Genomic DNA, 17401 nt, shown 5'->3' with positions numbered 1-17401 from the left:
ACCCAAAAAATCGAAAGAAGCGAGAAACCACATGACCAAACGTACTTTCCAGATTTACCGCTACAACCCCGATACCGACGCAAAACCCTACATGCAGACCATTGAGGTAGAACTCGACGGCCACGAACGCATGCTGCTCGACGCCCTGATGAAGCTCAAGGCGCAGGACCCGACCATCAGTTTCCGCCGTTCCTGCCGCGAAGGCGTTTGCGGATCGGATGCCATGAACATCAACGGCAAGAACGGCTTGGCCTGCCTGACCAACATGAACACGCTCAAGGGCACTATCATCCTGAAGCCACTGCCTGGCTTGCCGGTGGTGCGCGACCTGTTTGTCGACATGACGCAGTTCTTCAAGCAGTACAACTCGATCAAGCCCTACCTGATCAACAACAACGTGCCGCCGCAGACAGAGCGCCTGCAAAGCCCCGAAGAGCGCGATGAACTCAACGGCTTGTATGAGTGCATCCTGTGCGCCAGCTGCTCCACGGCCTGCCCCAGCTTCTGGTGGAATCCTGACAAGTTTGTGGGACCCGCAGGTTTGCTTCAGGCCTACCGTTTCCTGGCTGACAGCCGCGACGAAGCCACCGCCGAGCGGCTCGACAATCTGGAAGACCCTTACCGGCTGTTCCGTTGCCACACCATCATGAACTGCGTCGATGTCTGTCCCAAGGGTCTGAACCCGGCCAAGGCCATCGGCAAGATCAAGGAAATGATGGTCTTGCGCACGGTCTGACGTTGCGGAAAATCACAAGCACATGGAAATGACCGACGATCTACTTGATGAGCGAAGCCTGAGCAAGCTCCGTTGGCGCTGCCGCCGGGGCCTGCTGGAAAATGACCTGCTGATCGAAAAATTCTTTCTGCATTTTGAAACCACGCTCAATGTCAGGCAGGCTAAAGGCTTGAATGATTTAATGGATTTGTCTGACAACGATTTGCTTGACCTCCTGCTCAGACGAAAAGAGCCCGATCAACTCTCCGATGCGTCAGCAAGGGCAAGCGCCTCCAATCCCGAAGCACTTGAAGTTCTTAGCATGCTGCGGCCCCCTAACTCCCCCTCTGACAAGAGAGAAAGAAACGAACATGAAGTTAGCTGACAACAAAGCCACCTTGTCCTTCAGCAATGGCAGTCCCAATGTGGACCTGCCTGTCTACCAAGGAACCGTGGGCCCGGACGTCGTGGACATCCGCAAGCTGTATGCCCAAACCGGCATGTTCACCTATGACCCGGGCTTCCTGTCCACGGCTGCCTGCCAGTCGGCCATTACCTACATCGACGGTGACAAGGGTGAACTGCTGTACCGCGGTTACCCCATCGAGCAGCTGGCCACCAATTGCGACTACTTGGAGACCTGCCACCTGCTGCTTTACGGTGAACTGCCGGATGCAGCGCAGAAAAAGGTTTTTGTGGGCCGCGTGACCAACCACACCATGGTCAACGAGCAGATGCAATTTTTCCTGCGCGGGTTCCGTCGTGACGCGCACCCGATGGCCATCATGACCGGTCTGGTCGGCGCCCTGTCGGCCTTCTACCATGACAGCACCGACATCAACAATCCGGAGCACCGCGACATTGCCGCGATTCGCCTGATCGCCAAAATGCCGACGCTGGTGGCCATGGCCTACAAGTACACCGTAGGCCAGCCCTACATGTACCCGCGCAACGACTTGAGCTACGCCGGCAACTTCCTGCACATGATGTTTGCCACGCCTTGCGAGGAATACAAGGTCAACCCGGTGCTCGAGCGCGCACTGGACCGCATATTTATTCTGCATGCAGACCACGAACAAAACGCATCAACCTCCACGGTTCGGCTGTGTGGCTCATCGGGCACCAACCCGTTCGCTGCCATTGCAGCCGGCGTGGCCTGTCTCTGGGGCCCGGCGCATGGCGGCGCCAACGAAGCGGCGCTGAACATGCTGGGCGACATCCAGAAGAACGGCGGCGTCGAAAACATCGGTGAATTCATCAAGCAGGTCAAGGACAAGAACTCCGGCGTCAAGCTGATGGGTTTTGGTCACCGCGTCTACAAGAACTACGACCCGCGCGCCAAATTGATGCAGGAAACCTGCAAGGAAGTGCTACAGGAAATGGGCCTTGAGAATGACCCGCTGTTCAAGCTGGCCATGGCACTGGAAAAAATTGCACTGGAAGACGACTATTTTGTCTCGCGCAAGCTCTACCCCAACGTCGACTTTTATTCAGGCATCGTCCAGCGGGCCATCGGCATTCCCGTGCCGCTGTTCACCGCCATCTTTGCACTGGCGCGCAATGTCGGCTGGATGGCCCAGCTGAACGAAATGATCGGCGACCCCGAGTACAAGATTGGCCGTCCGCGCCAGCTCTTTGTTGGCTCCACTCCGCGAGAAGTCAGGCCGATGGAACAGCGCTAAACACCCGCGTCCTTCAGTTTTAAGCCAAAAGCCCGCTGCAGTCACCTCGGCGGGCTTTTTCACGCCATGTTTTTCTTTTTCATAGCAAACTATCGTTCACCTCTCTGCGGAAAAGGCTTGAAGTATCAACCTTTAAAGTCACTTACCCGGGCATATAAAAACATCCAGCTACTGGGTTCGTCATCGTGAATCACGATGTCAAGACCAATGTTATTGGAGCAAAATCAATATCCATCGCAAAATGCGATGGAACCACTTTCATGTCCATTAAAAGCTCTGAACGCAATTTCGCCCGCCGCATTGACCTGACCTCGCTTCAGCTGTTCGTTGCCGTGTGTGAACTGGGCAGCATTGGCAAGACGGCCGAGCGTGAATTCATAGCCGCTTCTGCCGTGAGCAAACGGCTGAGCGATCTAGAAGCCCTGTTGAGCACACCGCTTCTTTACCGTCACACGCGGGGTGTTGACCTGACGCCGGCGGGAGAAAGTCTGCTTCACCATGCGCGATCGGTACTGTTCAGCCTAGAGAAAATGCAGGGCGAGCTGAGTGAATATGCCGACGGCGTTCGCGGCCATGTGCGCGTCCATGCCAGCATCTCGGCCATAGTTCAGTTCCTGCCGGAAGACCTGGGCAATTTCATACGCCAGCACGCTGAAATCAAGATCGACCTGGAAGAGCACCTGAGCACGGAGGTGGTCCGGGCGGTTCAGGAAGGCGCAGCCGACCTGGGGGTCTGCAATACCGTCCACGGCATCGGGGCATTGCAGGTCCGGCCTTATCGCCATGACAAACTGGTGCTGATCGTCCCCAAAGGGCATGTGCTGCTGGCGCAAAAAGCGCTCCATTTTGAAGCAGCGCTTGACCATGACCAGGTCGGCCTTCATTCCAACAGTTCGATTTACCTGGCCATGCGCCAGGCGGCGGCGGCTGTGGGCCGCACCATCAAGCTGCGCATCCATGTCACTGGCCTGGATGCCATGTGCCGCATGATCCACAACGGCCTGGGCGTCGGCGTGATGCCACAGCGCGCCTTTGAACTGATGCATGGTGTCGGCGAACTGGAGTCCGTGACATTGCTTGACCATTGGGCAGACCGCCGAATCGAACTGGTGGCGAGAGATTTCTCTACTCTGCCGCTAACCGCCCGGCTGCTGGTCGATCACCTTTCGAGCCAAGCGTCCAGCCTCTAAAATCACCAAAAGACCACGAAGGAAAACCTATGGGACGCACCCTCTACGACAAAATCTGGGACGAGCATGTCGTTCACACCGAAGAAGACGGTACCTCGATTCTTTACATCGACCGCCATTTGGTCCATGAAGTGACCAGTCCGCAAGCCTTCGAAGGCCTGCGCGAAGCCGGCCGCAAGGTCTGGCGCATCAGTTCCATTGTCGCGACCGCCGATCACAACACGCCTACCACCGGCTGGGAACTTGGATACGACGGCATCACGGATCTGGTCAGCAAGGAACAGATCACCACGCTGGACAGCAACATCAAGGAATTCGGCGCGGCGGCCTTCTTTCCTTTCATGTCCAGGCGTCAGGGGATCGTGCATGTGATCGGCCCCGAAAACGGCGCCACCCTGCCCGGCATGACCGTGGTTTGCGGAGATTCGCACACTTCGACCCACGGCGCATTCGGGGCCTTGGCCCACGGCATCGGCACCAGCGAGGTTGAGCATGTCATGGCCACGCAAACCCTGCTGGCCAAAAAAGCCAAGAACATGCAGGTAAAAGTCGAAGGCAAGTGCGCGCCCGGGGTGACCGCCAAGGACATCGTGCTGGCCATCATCGGCAAGATTGGCACGGCGGGCGGCACCGGCTACACGATTGAATTTGCCGGCTCGGCCATCCGTGACCTGAGCATGGAAGGCCGGATGACGGTCTGCAACATGGCGATTGAAGGCGGCGCCCGCGCCGGTCTGGTGGCGGTGGATGCCAAAACGATCGAGTATGTCAAGGGCCGATTGCTGGCCCCGGGAACCGATCCCAGAACCGGCCAGTTCGTCGGTGGCCCGGAATGGGACCTGGCCGCGCAATACTGGACCACGCTGCATTCCGATGCGGATGCGACATTCGATGCCGTGGTCGAACTCGATGCCAGCCAGATCCTGCCTCAGGTGAGCTGGGGCACATCGCCTGAAATGGTGTTGTCGATTGAAGGCCGGGTACCCGACCCGGAAAAGGAAAAGGACGCCAACAAGCGCAGTGCCATTGAACGCGCCTTGGCCTACATGGGTTTGGAGCCCGGCAAGGCGCTCAACGATTTGTACATCGACAAGGTGTTCATCGGCTCGTGCACCAACAGCCGCATCGAGGACATGCGCGAAGCCGCAGCTGTGGTGAAAAAAATCGGCCAGAAGGTTGCCAAGAACGTCAAGCTTGCCATGGTCGTTCCAGGATCGGGCCTGGTCAAGGAACAGGCCGAACGCGAAGGACTGGACAAGATTTTCCTCGCTGCAGGTTTTGAGTGGCGCGAACCCGGCTGCTCGATGTGCCTCGCAATGAATGCCGACCGGCTGGAGCCGGGCGAACGTTGCGCGTCCACCAGCAACCGCAACTTTGAAGGCAGGCAAGGCGCCGGCGGCCGAACCCACCTGGTCAGCCCGGCCATGGCGGCGGCGGCGGCGGTGCACGGCCACTTCGTCGATATCCGGAAATTTGTCTAACGACGCCTCAAAGAAAGACCCGATGAAAAAAATCACCGCAAGCCTCATGATCGCAGCCGCTTTGCTGTCAACCTTTGCACTGTCCGGCTGCAACACCGTCCGGGGCATTGGCCAGGACGTGCAGCGCGCAGGGTCCGCTGTTTCAAACGCTGCCAGATAGGCTCAACCCGCATGCAAAAATTCACCCTACACCAAGGGCTTGTAGCGCCAATGGACCGCGAGAACGTGGACACCGACGCCATCATCCCGAAACAGTTCCTCAAGTCGATCAAAAAGACCGGCTTCGGCCCCAACCTGTTCGACGAATGGCGCTACCTGGACCCTGGCTTTCCGGGTCAGGACCCGGCCAGCCGGAAGCCAAACCCCGATTTTGTTCTGAACCAGTCGCGCTACGCCGGCGCCTCTATCCTGCTGGCGCGCAAGAACTTTGGCTGCGGCTCGTCGCGCGAGCATGCGCCGTGGGCGCTGGACCAGTTCGGCTTTCGCGCCATCATCGCGCCGAGCTACGCCGACATCTTTTTCAACAACAGCTTCAAAAACGGCCTGCTGCCCATCGTGCTGCCGGAAGCGCAAGTGGCACAGCTGTTTGACGAAGTGGCCGTGTTTCCCGGCTACCGGCTCACGATCGACCTGGCGCGCCAGGTCATCGTCAAAGAGCAGGGCGAGGAACTGCCTTTCGATGTGCAGGCTTTCCGCAAATACTGTCTGCTCAACGGCTTTGACGACATCAGCCTGACCTTGCTGCAAAGCGACAAGATCAAGGCCTTTGAAGCTGAACGGCTTGCGGCCAAGCCCTGGTTGAGCCACACGGTCGCGGGTTGATACAAATAAATAGCCGAATCATGCTCTTGCGCAATACAGACGGTCGCAAGCAGCTATAAAAAAGATAGTAACTAATGAAAATCGCAATTCTTCCCGGTGACGGCATCGGCACCGAAATCGTCGCCGAAGCTGTCAAGGTACTAAAGGTTCTGGACCTGAACTTTGAACTGGAAACCGCCCTGGTCGGCGGCGCCGCCTACGAGGCTTACGGCCATCCGCTGCCCGACGCCACACTTCAGCTGGCCAAGGATGCCGACGCCGTGCTGTTCGGCGCGGTGGGCGACTGGAAATACGACAAGCTCGACCGGCCCTTGCGCCCCGAGCAAGCCATTCTGGGGCTGCGCAAAAACCTCGCCCTGTTCGCCAACTTCCGCCCGGCCATCTGCTACGAGCAACTGGTCGATGCCTCCAGTTTAAAGCGCGAACTGGTCTCGGGTCTGGACATCCTCATCATCCGCGAGCTGACGGGCGACATTTACTTCGGCCAGCCGCGCGGCCGCCGCATTGCGACTGACGGCCATTTTCCAGGCGCCGAAGAAGCCTTCGACACCATGCGCTACTCGCGCCCCGAGATCGAACGCATCGCCCATGTGGCTTTTCAGGCTGCTCGCAAGCGCGGCAAACGCGTCACCAGCGTCGACAAGGCCAACGTACTGGAAACCTTCCAGCTCTGGAAAGACGTGGTGACTGAAATCGGTCTTCAGTACCCCGACGTGGTGCTGGACCACATGTACGTGGACAATGCGGCAATGCAACTGGTCAGGGCACCCAAGAAATTTGACGTGGTGGTCACCGGCAACATGTTTGGCGACATCCTGAGCGACGCCGCCGCCATGCTGACCGGCTCCATCGGCATGCTGCCTTCGGCCAGCCTGAACGACAAGAACCAGGGCCTGTACGAGCCTAGCCACGGCAGCGCGCCCGACATTGCCGGCAAGGGCGTGGCTAATCCATTGGCCACCATTTTGAGCGCCGCCATGATGCTGCGCTTCAGCCTGAATCAGCCTGAAGCAGCCGCGCGCATCGAAAAAGCCGTAGACGCCGTTCTGAGCCAAGGCCTGCGCACACCCGACATCTACAGCGAAGGCACGACAAAAGTCGGCACAGTGGAAATGGGCGATGCAGTCGTCAAGGCGCTGGGCTGAAAAGAATTAGCGCCTTCGTGAACGGCAGGGCCTTGTCAGCCAGGTAAAAGGCAGCCCTCGCTACAATAAGGGTATGTGTAAAAGCCTTATTGCCTTCACCGATCCTGCCGCCCTGCGTACAGGCTATGGCATGTCGGCTTTTGCCCAGATCACCCAAACGACCACCATTAAAGGCTAGCAAGCCTGGTTCGTCGTGCCCTCTGGCTCGATGAGCCAAGCCAAAAAGCCGATTTTTTCGTACTTTTTAAGGGCATTTCATGAAACCCAAAGGCAACCTCACAGGACTCGTCGGCTGGCGCGGCATGGTCGGCTCGGTCCTGATCGACCGTATGCAGGCCGAAGGCGACTTCGAGTTGATCGAGCCAGTTTTTTTCTCGACCTCAAACGCCGGTGGCAAGGCCCCAGCGCAGGCGAAGAACGAAACCACACTGCAAGATGCCTTTGACATCGAAACGCTCAAAAAGTGCGACATCATCCTGAGCACACAAGGCGGCGACTACACCTCGGAAGTGTTCCCAAAACTACGCGCTGCCGGCTGGACCGGCCACTGGATCGACGCCGCCTCGACGTTGCGCATGAACGACGACGCGGTCATCGTGCTGGACCCGGTCAACCTGCCTGTCATCCAGAACGCGCTGTCCAAGGGTGGCAACAACTGGATAGGCGGCAACTGCACCGTTAGCTGCATGCTGATGGGCGTGGGCGCACTGTACAAGGCCGGCCTGGTTGAATGGATGACCAGCATGACCTACCAGGCGGCGTCCGGCGGCGGCGCGCAGCACATGCGCGAGCTGCTGAACCAGTACGGCACGCTCAACAGCGAAGTCAAGTCCTTGCTGGAGGACCCGAAATCGGCCATTTTGGAGATCGACCGCCGTATTCTGGCCAAGCAGCAGTCGCTCAGCGCCAGTGAAACCGCCAACTTCGGCGTGCCACTGGGCGGCAGCCTGATTCCCTGGATCGACAAGGACCTGGGCGACGGCATGAGCAAGGAAGAATGGAAAGGCGGCGCCGAAACCAACAAGATTTTGGGCCAGGGTGCCAGCTTCGGCAACGCTGAAACGCCGGTCGATGGCTTTTGCGTGCGTATTGGCGCAATGCGCTGCCATAGCCAGGCGCTGACCTTCAAACTCAAGAAAGACGTGCCTCTGGCCGACATCGAAGCAATGATCGCCGCCGACAACGCCTGGGTAAAAGTGGTACCCAATACGCGGGAGGCTTCCATCAAGGACCTCACCCCGGTGGCGGTAACAGGAACAATGCAAATCCCGGTCGGACGCCTGCGAAAGCTGGCGATGGGGCCGGACTATCTGGGCGCTTTCACCGTGGGTGACCAGTTGCTATGGGGCGCTGCAGAGCCGCTGCGCCGCATGTTGCGCATCCTGATCGAGGCTTGAACTTTCGTTCCCGACCGACTGAGCACCTACAATCCAGAAATGCGGCAGGCAGGTTGATGGCGTTGTCTCATGGCAACGGATGAAACCTTCATCCTTGCTGTTTGATTAAAGTATCAAAACTTAAGCATTGTCCTAACTTGTCACTATCCGGCCTTGGTGTTAAGGTTGTTTTTCAAAAAATTAGCATCAAGGTTTTTGTGCGCTCAAGCCCTAAAACGTTCCAATCAGACCGAGCTCCAGATGCTCAAAACTTCATGAATCATCCCGGTCGCTGGCGTATTGGTGCCATGGCAAGTGCAATCGCATTGCTTGGTTGCCTGGCGAGCCTTGAAGCGCATGCAGTGGCGCTGGGCCGCATCACCGTTCAGTCCGCCCTGGGTGAATCACTGCGTGCAGAAATCGATATTTCCGATCTCAGTGCCGACGAGGCATCCAGCCTCAGGGTCGGCGTGGCGGGGGCTGACGTTTTCAGGGCTGCTGGACTCGACTACTCTGCTGCCGTCTCGGGGCTCGATGTTCGGCTCCAGCGACGTCCGGACGGCAGGCCTTATTTACGCCTGACCAGCAACCGTGCCATTGGCGAGCCCTTCGTGGACCTGGTTCTTGAGGCCCGATGGGCTTCCGGACGCGTCACACGCGACTACACGATGCTGTTTGACCCCCCCAACCTGCGCAACAACTACGCTCCACTGGTGTCGTCGACACCGGTGCTGCCCCGCGAGCCGGTGACCGTATCCGCCCTCCCGTCCAAGCAGGACACGCAAGCTCCAAACGCCCGGCCTGCTGCCCGTCCGGCGTCGGCATCCCCCAGGCCGCAAGCCGTCAGGACGCTTCCTCCCCAAAGCACCTCCGGTGTCCGCCAGATCACGGTCAGGCCCGGAGACAATGCCGGCAGGATTGCGGCCCAAAACAAGCCTGCCAGCGTGTCGCTGGACCAGATGCTGGTGGCCCTGCTCAGGGGAAATCCCGACGCATTCGTTGGTGGCAACATCAACCTGATCAAGTCTGGTGCCGTGGTGGATATTCCGGACGCGCAGGCAGCCAACGCGCTGTCACCGGGCGACGCCAGGCAGGCCCTCATTGCCCAGAGCAGGGATTTCAACACCTTCCGCCGCAAACTGGCCGACGGTGTTCCGGCCACACAGCTCGACAGTGCAGAGCGCCAGGCTGGCGGCAAGGTCCAGACGCGTGTCGATGACCGCGCGCAAGCCAGCACTTCGCCAGACCGTCTGACGCTTTCAAAAGGTGCCATCCAGGGCATACAGTCCGACGAACCGAGCGCAAGGGATGCCGCAAGCCGAACCACAGATCAGTCAAAAAACAGCAGTGCGCTGAATCCACAGGCCGCCATTCCCGGTTTAGGCAGCACGGTGCCAGGAGTGTTGGTTGCAGGCTCCAGCGCATCTCCCTCTGCTGTTGACCCAACTGCCATTGCGGCAAGGCCAGCGCTTATTGCCTCCAGCGCCGCAGAACTCACAGCCGGCGCTTCAGCCCTTGCAGTGCCCGCAGCACCGGAGCCGATGCCATTGGCCAGCGCGCAGGCACCGCTCGCAACTGCCGCTGTGAGCCAGCAATCTTCGCTGACAGCCCCGCCCGTCACATCGCCTGAATCCAGCTTGACTACCTGGATCATTGACAACTCATGGCTTCTAGGTGGGGGGGTTCTGCTGGCGTTGCTGGCGGGCCTGGGGTTTGCGCGCTACAAGAAAAACGCAGGACCCAGCCATGTGGACAGTTCATTTCTGGACAGCCGCCTGCAGCCCGATTCGTTCTTTGGCGCCAGTGGTGGGCAGCTTGTCAATACGAATGCAATCCGTGGGGAACGGTCGTCTTCGATGGCCTACTCCCCCAGCCAGTTGGATGCAGTCGGCGATGTGGACCCCGTAGCCGAAGCCGATGTCTACCTTGCTTACGGCCGCGACCAGCAGGCCGAAGAAATCCTCAAGGAAGCGTTACGCATTTATCCCGCACGTCTGGCTGTTCACAGCAAGATGCTTGAAATCCACGCCAAGCGACGCGACCACAAGGCCTTCGAAAATGCGGCCCTGACAGCATTTAAGCTGACGGGAGGCCAAGGCGCAGAGTGGTCCTATATCAGCCAGCTGGGTCGGGATCTGGAGCCAAGCAATTCCATGTACCAATCTGGCGCCAGCTTTTCGGTTGACCTTGTCGAAAGACGTAATTCTGACCTCGTGCCCCTGAACAGCACCATCCCGCAGGCCCTGGCCGGATTGGCGCCGGTTGTCAAAAGGCAACAGGCCCTCGATTTGGACCTGGACCTGGACCTGGATCTCGATTTTCCGGCAGGCGCATCCCCTTCTGCGTCGATGCAGCCTGCTTTGAAGGCAGCGGCCGCCGTCGCCTACCCAGGCTCGAAAGCCGAACCGATGTCAGAAATTGCCATTCCATCGGCTTTTCTGGATCTGGATTTGAACCTGGACGATGTGCCATCCGCTACGCCAGCGGCGAACCCTCAAAACCTGTCGGCAAAACTGTCTTCTTCGGAATTTGATCTGAATGCCAATGGCTTGGACTTCACGCCGGAACCCTTCATTGCGCCCAAAGCAGCCATTGCGCCAACGGCGCCTGCAACACACAGCGGCATGCTGGAGTTCGACCTCGATTCACTTTCCCTGGACCTTGGCCCGGCCACCAAACCCCATGCTGGGGCCTTGACTGGCGCTATAAAAGACCCGCTTGAAATCAAGTTCCTGCTGGCTGAGGAATTTCGCACCCTGGGCGATTCGGAAGGAGCCAAGTCGCTGGCCGACGAGGTCGTGGCCCATGCCCAGGGCCCCTTGAAATTCAAGGCCCAGGCATTTCTCAATACCCTGTCGTGATCAACGCTTGAAGCGCCTGCACTCATCTACGGGACAGCATCGGTGAGGATTGCTCTCGGCATCAGCTACAGCGGCAGCGCCTATGAAGGCTGGCAAAGCCAGTTGTCCGGCAAGACGGTTCAGGACCAGCTGGAAGCAGCCTTGAGCCGTTTTGCCGTACAGCCTGTTCGTGTCATGTGCGCCGGTCGCACCGATGCCGGGGTCCATGCGCTGATGCAGGTTGCGCACTTTGACACCTCGCTCCAGCGCGAAACCGGCTCCTGGGTGCGCGGCACCAATGCTTTTTTGCCCCGCGACATTGCGGTGCAGTGGGCGCAGCCCGTGTCCGATGAGTTTCATTCGCGCGCCAGCGCCATTGCACGCCGGTACGCCTACGTGGTGCTTGAATCGCCCGTGCGCCCCAGCGTGGAAGCCGGACGCGTTGGCTGGGTCTACCGGGCGCTGGATGGCGATGCCATGCGGCAGGCTGCCAGCCACCTGTTGGGTGAACATGACTTCAGCTCATTCCGGGCCGCACAATGCCAGGCAAAGTCACCGGTCAAGACCATGAACCGTATCGAGATTTCGCAGCGCGCCGGCGCCGGGTCGCGTTATTGGCGCTTTGAGTTTGAGGCGAATGCATTCCTGCACCACATGATCCGCAACATCATGGGCTGCCTGCTGGCTGTGGGCCAGGGCAGCCAGCCTCCCGGCTGGCTGGCCAGTGTGGTGGCAGCCCGCCGCCGCGATGCCGCCGCCCCGACTTTTTCGCCCGACGGTCTTTATTTTCTGGGTCCGGTATATGAGGACCGCCATGGCTTGCCGACCCGTACGGCAGCTTATGATTGGCTGCCATGACCATTCCATCCCCTTGCGCCAGCCGTACCCGTATCAAGATCTGCGGCCTGACCCGCGAGGAAGACGTTGATGCTGCGGTGGCCGCTGGCGCCGATGCCATCGGTCTGGTCATGTACGCGCACAGCCCACGCCATGTCACGCTGGAACGCGCCGCAGAACTGGCCAGCCGACTGCCGCCGTTTGTAACCCCGGTGCTGCTTTTCGTCAATGCGGACACTGCAAAAATAATAGCTGCATGTGCCCGTATTCCTTGCGCAATTGTCCAGTTTCATGGGGATGAAACGCCTGAAGAATGCCTGAAGGCCGGCAGGACCTTCCTGCGCGCGGCTCGCATCCCGCTGGACGAAAACCCCACGCCGGGCAGCCCGCGCTTTGATCTCCTAAAATACGCGAAAGATTATTCAGCAGCCCAAGCCATCTTGCTCGACGCCCATGTCGAAGGATACGGCGGCGGCGGGAAAACATTCAATTGGTCACTTCTTCCTCAAAGCGTCAACGCTCACCTCGTTTTGTCTGGTGGGTTGACGCATGCAAACGTGACCGATGGCATTTTGCAAATCAGGCCGCGTTGCACCACACTGGCCGTTGATGTGAGCTCCGGCGTCGAGATTTCCAAAGGAATCAAGAGTGCCGAAAAAATGAATCAATTTGTCGCAGCCGTTCGCGCTGCCGACAAACAATTTTTAAAACCTAGCGGGACAGAACGGGCTGCATAAGCGCAGCAATGTTCATTGCGCTGTCCTTAACTGATCAAGACCATGTACGACTATCAACAACCTGACCTGGCCGGACACTTCGGCATTTACGGTGGCAGTTTCGTTTCCGAAACCCTGACCCATGCACTCACTGAACTGAAGGAAGTCTATGCCAGGTACCAGCATGACCCGGAGTTTTTGGCAGAATTCAACTACGAGCTGAAGCACTTCGTCGGCCGCCCTTCCCCCATCTACCATGCGGCCCGTATGAGCCGCGAACAGGGCGGCGCGCAAATCTACCTCAAGCGCGAAGACCTCAACCACACGGGCGCGCACAAGATCAACAACACCATCGGCCAGGCCATGCTGGCGCGACGCATGGGCAAGCCACGCATCATTGCTGAAACCGGTGCCGGCCAGCACGGCGTGGCAACTGCCACGATTTGTGCCCGCTACGGCCTCGAATGCGTGGTCTACATGGGCAGCGAGGATGTCAAGCGCCAAAGCCCGAACGTGTACCGCATGAACCTGCTGGGTGCCACCGTGGTGCCAGTGACCAGCGGCAGCAAGACGCTGAAAGATGCGCTGAACGAAGCCATGCGCGACTGGGTGGCCAATGTGGACAACACCTTCTACATCATCGGCACCGTCGCCGGCCCGCATCCCTACCCGATGATGGTGCGCGACTTCCAGAGCGTCATCGGCACCGAATGCCTGAGCCAAATGCCTGAGATGAACGGGGGCAGGCAGCCCGATGCAGTGATTGCCTGCGTCGGCGGCGGCAGCAATGCCATGGGGATATTCCATCCTTACATTTCGCATGAAAACACCCGGCTGATTGGCGTGGAAGCCGCCGGCGAAGGCCTGGACAGCGGCAAGCACTCGGCGTCGCTGCAACGCGGCCTGCCCGGTGTGCTGCACGGCAACCGCACCTATGTGCTGCAAAACGACGATGGCCAGGTCACCGAGACGCACAGCATCAGCGCCGGCCTGGACTACCCTGGCGTCGGCCCCGAGCATGCGTTTTTGAAAGACATCGGCCGCGCCGAATATGTCGGCATCACCGACACCGAAGCACTGGCCGCTTTTCACTACCTGTGCCGCATCGAAGGAATCATTCCGGCGCTGGAATCTGCCCACGCCGTGGCTTACGCGATGAAACTGGCCAAGACCATGCGCAGCAACCAGAGCATCCTGGTCAACCTGTCAGGCCGGGGCGACAAGGACATCGGCACCGTGGCCGACCTGTCGGGTGCAGACTTCTACTGTCGCCCTTCCTGCCACGGCCAAAGCATCAAAGGCGGCTCGCAAGTTGTAAATTTCAAGTCATGAGCCGGATCAAACCCACTCTCGACGCGCTGCTGTCCCAAGGCCGCAAAGCGCTGATTCCTTACGTCACGGCGGGTTTTCCGTACGCCGACACCACGCCCGAACTGATGCACGCCATGGTGGCGGGCGGCGCCAACGTGATCGAGTTGGGCGTGCCCTTTTCCGATCCCAGCGCCGACGGCCCGGTGATCCAGAAAGCCGGCGAAAAGGCCTTGGCCCAAGGAGTCGGCCTGCTCCAGGTGCTCGATATGGTGCGCGCCTTTCGCCGCCAGGACAACACGACGCCCGTGGTGCTGATGGGCTATGCCAACCCGGTCGAACGCTATGACATCAAGCATGGCGCGGGCAGCACCGAAAGCGCTTTTATCCGCGACGCCGCTGAGGCCGGCGTGGACGGCATGCTGATCGTCGACTATCCACCCGAAGAGTGCGTAGAGTTTGCCGCCAGGTTGCGCGCCCACGGCATGGACCTGATCTTTTTGCTGGCGCCCACCAGCACCGACGCACGCATGGCGCAGGTAGCCAAAGTCGCCAGCGGCTACGTGTATTACGTCTCGCTCAAGGGCGTGACCGGCTCCGGTGGGCTGGATGTGGATGCCGTGGAGGCGATGCTGCCGCGTATTCGCCAGCATGTCCGGGTTCCCGTGGGTGTCGGTTTTGGCATTCGCGATGCCGCCACAGCCAAGGCCATCAGCAAGGTGGCGGACGCCGTGGTGATTGGCAGCAAGATCATTCAGCTGATTGAAAACCAGCCTCGGGACAAAGTGGCCGCTGTTGCCCAGGCCTTTTTACAAGAGATCCGCAGCGCATTGGACTGACTTTTGGCCCTGTAAAGCCAGCGCATAATGGCGCTTTTCGACGTGCGCCAGCAGGTTTTTTGCAGCGCAATATCACAAGGACTGACGTCATGTCTTGGTTAGAAAAACTCCTCCCTCCCAAAATCAGCCACACAGACCCGACCGAGCGCCGCAGTGTTCCTGAAGGCTTGTGGATCAAATGTCCAAGCTGCGAGGCCGTGCTGTACAAGAGCGACCTGGAAAAAAACCAGAACGTCTGCCCGCAATGCAGCCACCACCACCGCATCGGCGCGCGTGAGCGGCTCGATGCCTTTCTGGATGCCGAAGGCCGCTATGAAATCGGCCAGGAAGTGCTTCCGGTCGATGCGCTGAAGTTCAAGGACAGCCGCAAGTACCCCGAGCGCCTGAAGGAAGCGATGGAAAACACCGGCGAAACCGATGCGCTGGTGGTGATGGGCGGCGCCCTGCACAGCATCGGCGTGGTCGTCGCCTGCTTTGAATTCGACTTCATGGGCGGCAGCATGGGCAGCGTCGTCGGCGAGCGCTTTGTGCGCGGCGTGCACACCGCCATCGAGCAAAAAGTGCCGTTCATCTGCTTCACCGCCACCGGCGGCGCGCGCATGCAGGAAGGCCTGCTGAGCCTGATGCAGATGGCCAAGACCAACGCATCGCTGACCCGGCTGGCCAAAAAAGGCCTGCCTTATATCAGCGTGCTGACAGACCCGACCATGGGCGGCGTGAGCGCCGGTTTTGCGTTTATCGGCGACATCGTGATTGCCGAGCCCAAAGCGCTGATCGGTTTTGCCGGCCCGCGCGTCATCGAATCGACCGTGCGCGTCACCCTGCCCGAAGGTTTCCAGCGCGCCGAGTTCCTGCAGACCAAGGGCGCGATCGACTTCATCTGCGACCGCCGGGAATTGCGCAAGACCGTGGCGAGTTCGTTGGCCATGCTGCTCAAGCAGCCGGCCGACGCAGTGAGCTGAGGCGTTTCACAACGCATCAAACGGGCTCAGCACCCCGCGCCCGCCCTTGTTCAACACATGGGTGTAGATCATGGTGGTGCTGACGTCACTGTGGCCCAGCAACTCCTGCACCGTTCGGATGTCGTAGCCCGCCTGCAGCATGTGCGTGGCAAACGAATGGCGCAGCACATGCGGCGTGATGATCTTGGCAGAGCCAGCCATTGCGCCGCCCGTGCGCTCATCGCCTGAATCGATTGCCGCAGTGACGCCCGGACCCATGCGCCGCGCACCTTCCCGTACCGCCCGCTGCACCGATTCGGGAAACACGTGGTGACGCCTTTGCACCCCGTCACTTCGCGGATCCATGGCCCGCGATGCCGATGGAAAGACATATTGCCAGCCCCATGCCTTGCCGGCGTTCGGGTATTTGACGGCCAGCGCATGCGGCAAATACACCTCGCCAAACCCGGCTTCCAGATCACGCTCGTGGATGAGTTGGGTGCGCTGCAATTGCGCCTGCAGCGGAACGATCAGGTTTTCGGGCAAGACGGTGATCCGGTCCTTGTTCCATTTGCCTTCGCGAATAATGATTTCGCGGCGCTCAAACTCCACATCCTTGACCCGCAGCCGCAGAGCTTCCAGCAAACGCATGCCGGTGCCATAAAGCAAACTGGCAATCAGCCACATCGGCCCATTGAGCTGCATCAGCAGGTCGCGCACTTCGCGCGTGGTTAACACCACCGGCAAGCGTTTGGGTGTTTTGGCCTGAACCACCTCATCAAGCCAGGGCAAATCAACCCCGATGATTTGCTTGTACAAATAAAGCAGCGCCGCCTTGGCCTGGTTTTGTGTCGATGCCGATACATTACGCTCAACGGCCAGATGGCTCAAAAATGCTTCTACCTCCACAGCGCCCATGTCGCGCGGATGCCGTTTGTTGTGAAAGAGAATGAAGCGCCGCGCCCAGTCGATATAAGTCTGCTCGGTGCGAATGCTGTAGTGCCGTGTGCGCAGGTGAATACGCAGTTGCTCCAGAAGTTTTGGAGGTAGTGATGGTGGAGATTCCAGCAGTGGCGCGAGTGACCGTGGAGGCAGGTTCATCCGTTAAATTTTAGGTTTGCCTAAACGACTTGGCAACCCGATAACCCGTTGAAAATAAAAAGAAACTTTTGAATTTTAGTTGTATTAGATTGTAAGTACGGGTAGGATTCAGTCGTCCAATTAACGTTGAACTAAACCGCTTCGCGGTGGCAGGTGTGCACAGGCCGGCAGCGCGTCGTTGTCCTGCGCGGTGCTTGCCTTGAACGGCATTGAGGTGAAAGCTTGAAAGCGGGGAACGGTCCCCGCTTCCAAGGAGATTTGTCATGACACCTCTTCGCCAACGCATGATCAATGCGATGGTGCTGCGCGGTTTCGGTGGCTGTCAAGGAAGTTGTCGCCTGAAGTGAAGTGAGTCAGGCTACTTTTTGCGTGTTTCGAAGCTCCTTGATTTGTGGGGTTTCTGGGTTG

The 17401-nt window shown here is 59.1% G+C and carries 16 protein-coding genes; 15 read left to right on the top strand and 1 reads right to left on the bottom strand.

Features of this window, described 5'->3' with window-relative positions:
- Positions 1–31 precede the first annotated feature (31 nt).
- The 15 genes from IWX85_RS11260 to accD all read left to right on the top strand — a co-directional run bounded on the left by IWX85_RS11260 (position 32) and on the right by accD (position 15913).
- Positions 32–736 (top strand): succinate dehydrogenase iron-sulfur subunit, encoded by a 705-nt coding sequence (locus tag IWX85_RS11260; RefSeq protein ID WP_036804872.1) that lies wholly within the window; start codon positions 32–34, stop codon positions 734–736.
- A gap of 22 nt (positions 737–758) precedes the next feature.
- Positions 759–1100: a succinate dehydrogenase assembly factor 2 gene (locus IWX85_RS11255; RefSeq protein ID WP_081932352.1), complete on the top strand. Its 342-nt coding sequence runs from the start codon at positions 759–761 to the stop codon at positions 1098–1100.
- Positions 1087–2397, top strand: coding sequence for a citrate synthase (gltA, locus tag IWX85_RS11250; RefSeq protein ID WP_036804874.1), 1311 nt, complete (start codon positions 1087–1089; stop codon positions 2395–2397). The genes IWX85_RS11255 and gltA overlap by 14 nt, the downstream gene beginning before the upstream one ends.
- A 266-nt stretch (positions 2398–2663) precedes the next feature.
- The gene (locus IWX85_RS11245) at positions 2664–3587 is read left to right on the top strand and encodes a LysR family transcriptional regulator (RefSeq protein ID WP_196869857.1); all 924 of its coding nucleotides are present in this window, start codon (positions 2664–2666) and stop codon (positions 3585–3587) included.
- A gap of 29 nt (positions 3588–3616) precedes the next feature.
- Positions 3617–5068, top strand: a complete 1452-nt coding sequence (gene leuC / locus IWX85_RS11240) for a 3-isopropylmalate dehydratase large subunit (RefSeq protein ID WP_036804876.1) — start codon at positions 3617–3619, stop codon at positions 5066–5068.
- A gap of 22 nt (positions 5069–5090) precedes the next feature.
- On the top strand, positions 5091–5228 hold the full coding sequence (locus IWX85_RS11235) for an entericidin A/B family lipoprotein (protein ID WP_036804878.1): 138 nt from the start codon (positions 5091–5093) through the stop codon (positions 5226–5228).
- Between the two features lie 11 nt (positions 5229–5239).
- Complete coding sequence (gene leuD, locus IWX85_RS11230) at positions 5240–5890, top strand: 3-isopropylmalate dehydratase small subunit (RefSeq protein ID WP_196869786.1); 651 nt, start codon at positions 5240–5242, stop codon at positions 5888–5890.
- A 74-nt stretch (positions 5891–5964) separates the two neighbouring features.
- Positions 5965–7035, top strand: a complete 1071-nt coding sequence (leuB, locus tag IWX85_RS11225) for a 3-isopropylmalate dehydrogenase (protein WP_196869785.1) — start codon at positions 5965–5967, stop codon at positions 7033–7035.
- 257 nt (positions 7036–7292) lie between these two features.
- Positions 7293–8432, top strand: a complete 1140-nt coding sequence (gene asd / locus IWX85_RS11220; RefSeq protein ID WP_196869784.1) for an aspartate-semialdehyde dehydrogenase — start codon at positions 7293–7295, stop codon at positions 8430–8432.
- Positions 8433–8686: 254 nt separating this feature from the next.
- The gene (locus tag IWX85_RS11215; protein ID WP_196869783.1) at positions 8687–11272 is read left to right on the top strand and encodes a FimV/HubP family polar landmark protein; all 2586 of its coding nucleotides are present in this window, start codon (positions 8687–8689) and stop codon (positions 11270–11272) included.
- A gap of 42 nt (positions 11273–11314) precedes the next feature.
- Positions 11315–12109 (top strand): tRNA pseudouridine(38-40) synthase TruA, encoded by a 795-nt coding sequence (gene truA / locus IWX85_RS11210; RefSeq protein WP_036804888.1) that lies wholly within the window; start codon positions 11315–11317, stop codon positions 12107–12109.
- Positions 12106–12825 (top strand): phosphoribosylanthranilate isomerase, encoded by a 720-nt coding sequence (locus IWX85_RS11205; RefSeq protein WP_196869856.1) that lies wholly within the window; start codon positions 12106–12108, stop codon positions 12823–12825. The genes truA and IWX85_RS11205 overlap by 4 nt, the downstream gene beginning before the upstream one ends.
- A 42-nt stretch (positions 12826–12867) precedes the next feature.
- On the top strand, positions 12868–14136 hold the full coding sequence (gene trpB, locus IWX85_RS11200) for a tryptophan synthase subunit beta (RefSeq protein WP_196869782.1): 1269 nt from the start codon (positions 12868–12870) through the stop codon (positions 14134–14136).
- Positions 14133–14951, top strand: coding sequence for a tryptophan synthase subunit alpha (gene trpA, locus IWX85_RS11195; RefSeq protein ID WP_036804893.1), 819 nt, complete (start codon positions 14133–14135; stop codon positions 14949–14951). The genes trpB and trpA overlap by 4 nt, the downstream gene beginning before the upstream one ends.
- Before the next feature lie 89 nt (positions 14952–15040).
- Entirely contained in the window at positions 15041–15913 is an 873-nt protein-coding gene (gene accD, locus IWX85_RS11190; protein WP_036804895.1) for an acetyl-CoA carboxylase, carboxyltransferase subunit beta, read from the top strand.
- 6 nt (positions 15914–15919) lie between these two features.
- On the opposite strand, the gene IWX85_RS11185 is transcribed toward accD, so the two are convergent.
- Positions 15920–16993, bottom strand: coding sequence for an integron integrase (locus IWX85_RS11185; protein ID WP_196869781.1), 1074 nt, complete (start codon positions 16991–16993; stop codon positions 15920–15922).
- Positions 16994–17401: the final 408 nt, after the last annotated feature.

The organism is Polaromonas sp. CG_9.11 (assembly GCF_015752225.1).
Lineage (GTDB): Bacteria > Pseudomonadota > Gammaproteobacteria > Burkholderiales > Burkholderiaceae_C > Polaromonas.
Note: the sequence above shows the minus strand (reverse complement) of the source record. Positions and strands in the feature narration are given on the sequence as shown.

Bases quoted from the DNA above. Each gene is read 5' to 3' on its own strand.
- IWX85_RS11260 (WP_036804872.1), top strand. From the start codon at position 32: ATGACCAAACGTACTTTCCAGATTTACCGCTACAACCCCGATACCGAC.
- IWX85_RS11255 (WP_081932352.1), top strand. From the start codon at position 759: ATGGAAATGACCGACGATCTACTTGATGAGCGAAGCCTGAGCAAGCTC.
- gltA (WP_036804874.1), top strand. From the start codon at position 1,087: ATGAAGTTAGCTGACAACAAAGCCACCTTGTCCTTCAGCAATGGCAGT.
- leuC (WP_036804876.1), top strand. From the start codon at position 3,617: ATGGGACGCACCCTCTACGACAAAATCTGGGACGAGCATGTCGTTCAC.
- IWX85_RS11235 (WP_036804878.1), top strand. From the start codon at position 5,091: ATGAAAAAAATCACCGCAAGCCTCATGATCGCAGCCGCTTTGCTGTCA.
- leuD (WP_196869786.1), top strand. From the start codon at position 5,240: ATGCAAAAATTCACCCTACACCAAGGGCTTGTAGCGCCAATGGACCGC.
- leuB (WP_196869785.1), top strand. From the start codon at position 5,965: ATGAAAATCGCAATTCTTCCCGGTGACGGCATCGGCACCGAAATCGTC.
- asd (WP_196869784.1), top strand. From the start codon at position 7,293: ATGAAACCCAAAGGCAACCTCACAGGACTCGTCGGCTGGCGCGGCATG.
- IWX85_RS11215 (WP_196869783.1), top strand. From the start codon at position 8,687: ATGAATCATCCCGGTCGCTGGCGTATTGGTGCCATGGCAAGTGCAATC.
- IWX85_RS11205 (WP_196869856.1), top strand. From the start codon at position 12,106: ATGACCATTCCATCCCCTTGCGCCAGCCGTACCCGTATCAAGATCTGC.
- trpB (WP_196869782.1), top strand. From the start codon at position 12,868: ATGTACGACTATCAACAACCTGACCTGGCCGGACACTTCGGCATTTAC.
- trpA (WP_036804893.1), top strand. From the start codon at position 14,133: ATGAGCCGGATCAAACCCACTCTCGACGCGCTGCTGTCCCAAGGCCGC.
- accD (WP_036804895.1), top strand. From the start codon at position 15,041: ATGTCTTGGTTAGAAAAACTCCTCCCTCCCAAAATCAGCCACACAGAC.
- IWX85_RS11185 (WP_196869781.1), bottom strand. From the start codon at position 16,993: ATGAACCTGCCTCCACGGTCACTCGCGCCACTGCTGGAATCTCCACCA.